The following is a 4,132-nucleotide window of genomic DNA, read 5'->3' on the forward strand; positions in this document are numbered from 1 at the left end:
CGATCGCGCCGGTCCCGGCGGGCGTGAGCCGCACGCGCAGCGCGGAGGCGTGCTCGGCGTGCAGGGACACCCCGCGCCAGGAGAACGGGAGCTGGCTCCGGTCGAGCGGGCCCACGGCCGAGGAGGCGCGCAGCGCGGCGTCGAGCAGGGCCGGGTGCAGGCCGAACGCGGCGGCGTCGCCGGTGTTCTCCTCCGGCAGGCGCACCTCGGCGTAGAAGGTTTCCCCGCGCTGCCAGACCTTCTGCAGGCCGCGGAACATCGGGCCGTAGGCGAACCCGCCCGCGGCGAAGCGCTCGTAGAACCCTTCGAGGTCCACCGGGACGACCTCGGCGGGCGGCCACACCGACGCGTCGAAGTCCCGTGTCCGCGCCCCCACCGCGAGCTGGCCGCTGACGTGCCGGACCCACCGGCGGTCGCCCTCTTCGGAGCGGGAGTACAGGCTCAGCGGCCGGGAGCCGGACTCGTCGGCGGCCCCGACGACGAGCTGGATCTGGACGCCGCCGAACTCCGGCAGCGCCAGCGGCGCCTCCAGGGTCAGCTCCTCGACGCGGTCGCAGCCGACCTCGTCGCCCGCGCGGATCGCCAGCTCCAGGAAGGCGGTGCCGGGCACCAGAACGGTGCCGAGCAGCGAGTGCTCGGCCAGCCACGGCTGCAGCTCGACCGAGAGCACGCCGGTGAACAGGTGGCCGCCGGAGCCGGGCAGCTCGACGCCGGCCACGAGCAGCGGGTGCCCGGCCGCGCCCATGCCGACCATGCGGAGGTCGCCGGTGCCGCCGCCGGTGCTGTCGAGCCAGAAGCGCTGGTGCTGGAAGGCGTAGGTCGGCAGGTCGGCCTGGCGCGCGCCGGATCCGGCGTACGCGCGGGCCCAGTCCACCGGGACGCCGTGCGCGTGGAGCCGGCCGAGCGCCGTGACGGCCGAGCGGGTCTCCTCGCGATCCTTGCGCAGCAACGGGACGAACGCGGCTTCACCGTCGCTGCCGGCGGCCAGGCCGGACAGGACGCCGTCCGGGCCCAGCTCGACGAAGGTGGACACCCCCTCCGCCAGCAGCGCCGTGACGGCGTCGCCGAACCGAACGGCCTCCCTCGCGTGCGTGACCCAGTACTCCGGCGACGAAAACTCGGCGGTGAGCGTCCCGGTCACTGTGGACACGACCGGGATCACCGGCTCGGCGAACTCCAGACCCTCGACCACCGCACGGAACTCGTCGAGCATCGGGTCCATCAAGGACGAATGGAACGCGTGGGACACCTTGAGCCGCTTGGACTTCTCGAACCGCGCCGCGACTTCGGCGACGGCCGATTCGGCCCCGGACAGCACCACCGACTCCGGCCCGTTCACCGCCGCGATCGACACACCGTCGACCAGCAACGGCAGCACCTCGGCCTCGGCCGCCCGCACCGACACCATCACCCCGCCCGCGGGCAGGGCCTGCATGAGCCGCCCCCGGGCCTCGACGAGCTGACAGGCGTCCGCCAGCGACAACACTCCCGCCACGTGCGCCACCGCGATCTCACCGATCGAGTGCCCCGCCAGGAAGTCCGGCTTCACACCCCAGGATTCCAGAAGGCGGAACAGCGCGACCTCGAGCGCGAACAGGGCAGGCTGCGCGCACTCCGTCCGGTCAAGCACATCCGCGTCCGCACCGAACAGCGCCTCACGCACCGGCGCGGCGAACTGATCCAGCACCGCGTCCAGCGCCTCCGCGAACACCGGATACGCGCCATACAGCTCACGACCCATACCGAGCCGCTGAGCACCCTGACCGGCGAACAAGAACGCCGTCCGCCCGTGGCGGGCCACGGTGGCCGGCGCGCCGCCGGCGAGGGCGGTCAGGCCCGCCAGCAGCTCGTCGCGGTCCCGGCCGGTGACGACGGCGCGGTGGTCGAAGCTCGCGCGGGCGGTCGCCAGCGAGAACCCGACGGCCACCGGGTCCACGTCCGGGTTCTCGTCCACATAGGACAGCAGGCGGGCGGCCTGCGCGGTCAGCGCTTCCCCGGTGCGCGCCGACAGCGGCCAGACGACCTCGTCGCCGAACGGGCTGACGGCTTCCCCGGTGCCGGCCTCGCGCGGAGCCTGTTCGAGCACGACGTGCGCGTTGGTGCCGCTGACCCCGAACGACGAAACGCCGGCGCGGCGCGGCTTTCCGGTCTCCGGCCACTCCCGCGCTTCGGTGAGCAGCTCGACCGCCCCCGCCGACCAGTCCACATGGGACGCGGGCGCGTCGACGTGCAGGGTCCGCGGCAGGACGCCGTGGCGCATCGCCAGCACCATCTTGATGACGCCGCCGACCCCGGCCGCGGCCTGCGCGTGCCCGATGTTCGACTTGAGCGAGCCGAGCCACAGCGGCCGGTCGCGGTCCTGACCGTAGGTCGCGAGCAGGGCCTGTGCTTCGATCGGGTCGCCCAGCGGGGTGCCGGTGCCGTGGCCCTCGACGGCGTCGACGTCCGCGGCGGCGAGCCCGGCGTTCTCCAGCGCCCGCTGGATGACCCGGCGCTGCGAGGGGCCGTTCGGCGCGGAAAGGCCGTTGGAGGCGCCGTCCTGGTTGATCGCCGAGCCGCGGACGACCGCGAGGATCCGGTGGCCGTGGCGGCGCGCGTCGGAAAGGCGTTCCAGCAGCAGGATGCCGGCGCCCTCGGCCCAGCCGGTGCCGTCGGCGGAGTCGGCGAAGGACTTGCAGCGGCCGTCGCGGGCGAGCCCGCCCTGGCGGCTGAACTCGATGAACCCCGACGGGTTGGCCATCACCGAAACGCCGCCGGCCAGCGCGAGCGAGCACTCCCCCGCGCGCAGCGAGTGCGCGGCCCAGTGCAGCGCGACCAGCGACGACGAACACGCCGTGTCCACGGTGACGGCGGGGCCTTCGAGGCCGAAGACGTAGGCGAGCCTGCCGGAGACCACCGACGTCTGGGTGCCGGTCATGAGGTGGCCCTCGACGCCGTCGGGCAGGGTGGCGAGGCCGGTGCCGTAGCCCATCGACGCCGCCCCGACGAACACGCCGGTCTGGCTGCCCTTGAGCGTGCCCGGGTCGATGCCCGCCCGCTCGAACGCCTCCCAGGACGTTTCCAGCAGCAGGCGCTGCTGCGGGTCCATGGCGAGGGCTTCGCGCGGGGAGATGCCGAAGAACGCGGGGTCGAAGTTCCCGGCGTCGTGCAGGAAACCGCCTTCGCGCGTGTACGAGGTCCCGGTGGCGGCCGGGTCCGGGTCGTACAGCGCCCCGACGTTCCAGCCCCGGTCGGCCGGGAACTCGCTGACGACGTCCGCGCCGTCGGAGACCAGGCGCCAGAGGTCCTCCGGGGACGCCACCCCGCCCGGGAACCGGCAGCTCATCCCGACGATCGCGATCGGCTCGTTCGACGCGTCGACCAGTTGCTGGTTCTGCTGGTGGAGAAGCTTGTTCTCCAGCACAGCCGCGCGAAGGGCCTCGACGATCTTTTCGGACGGCGCCACCATCATCAACTCCATCTCGAGGTCATGGACGCCCGCCGGGAACCGAGGCCCGGCAGGGTTTCCACCCTCCGAGAGTGAAGTGCAAAACCCACTCGCAAAACGCTTAGTCTTTACCGCCCGTGGCGGTGGCCGGTCCCGCGGGACCGGCCACCGCGGCTAGCTTTCGCCGCCCAGAACGAGGCGGACCAGCTCGTCGGCGTCCATCGACCGGACGTCGCCGTCGCCGTCCGCCACGGCGCTCTCGGCGGGCTGGCCGCCCTGCGCGTCGGCGGCGCGCAGCAGGATGTCCATCAGCCCCGCCGCCCGCAGCTGCGAAAGCGTCACCGTGGACAGGAACCCGCGCACCTTGGCCTCGTCCGCGCTCAGCGCGGGTCCGGCCGCCTCGGCCCCGAACAGCTCGCCCGCCAGCAGCCTCGCGATGGCCGCCGGGGTCGGGTGGTCGAACACCAGCGTCGCGGGCAGCCGCAGCCCGGTGAGCGCGCCGAGCTCGTTGCGCAGTTCCACCGCGATGAGCGAGTCGACGCCCATCTCGTTGAACGCCCGGCCCGGCTCGACGTTCGCCGCCGACGGGTACCGCAGCACGGTGGCCGTGGTCTCCCGGACGAGCTCGAGCAGCCGGGTGCCGCGCTCGGTGTCGTCGAGCCCGGCCAGCCGGGCCCGCAGCGCCGCCGTGATCTCGCCCGCGTC

General features: G+C 73.7%; 2 protein-coding genes. Both read right to left on the minus strand.

The window, feature by feature from the left end; all coding sequences use genetic code 11:
* Positions 1-3,445: type I polyketide synthase (locus G3I65_RS20390; RefSeq protein WP_309235581.1), on the minus strand; the 3,445-nt coding region annotated here is incomplete at its 3' end.
* 156 nt (positions 3,446-3,601) lie between these two features.
* Positions 3,602-4,132, minus strand: a 531-nt coding sequence (locus G3I65_RS20395) for an acyl carrier protein (protein ID WP_160697517.1), incomplete at its 5' end; no start/stop codon positions are given.

Source organism: Amycolatopsis sp. SID8362 (genome assembly GCF_010550475.1).
GTDB lineage: Bacteria > Actinomycetota > Actinomycetes > Mycobacteriales > Pseudonocardiaceae > Amycolatopsis > Amycolatopsis eburnea.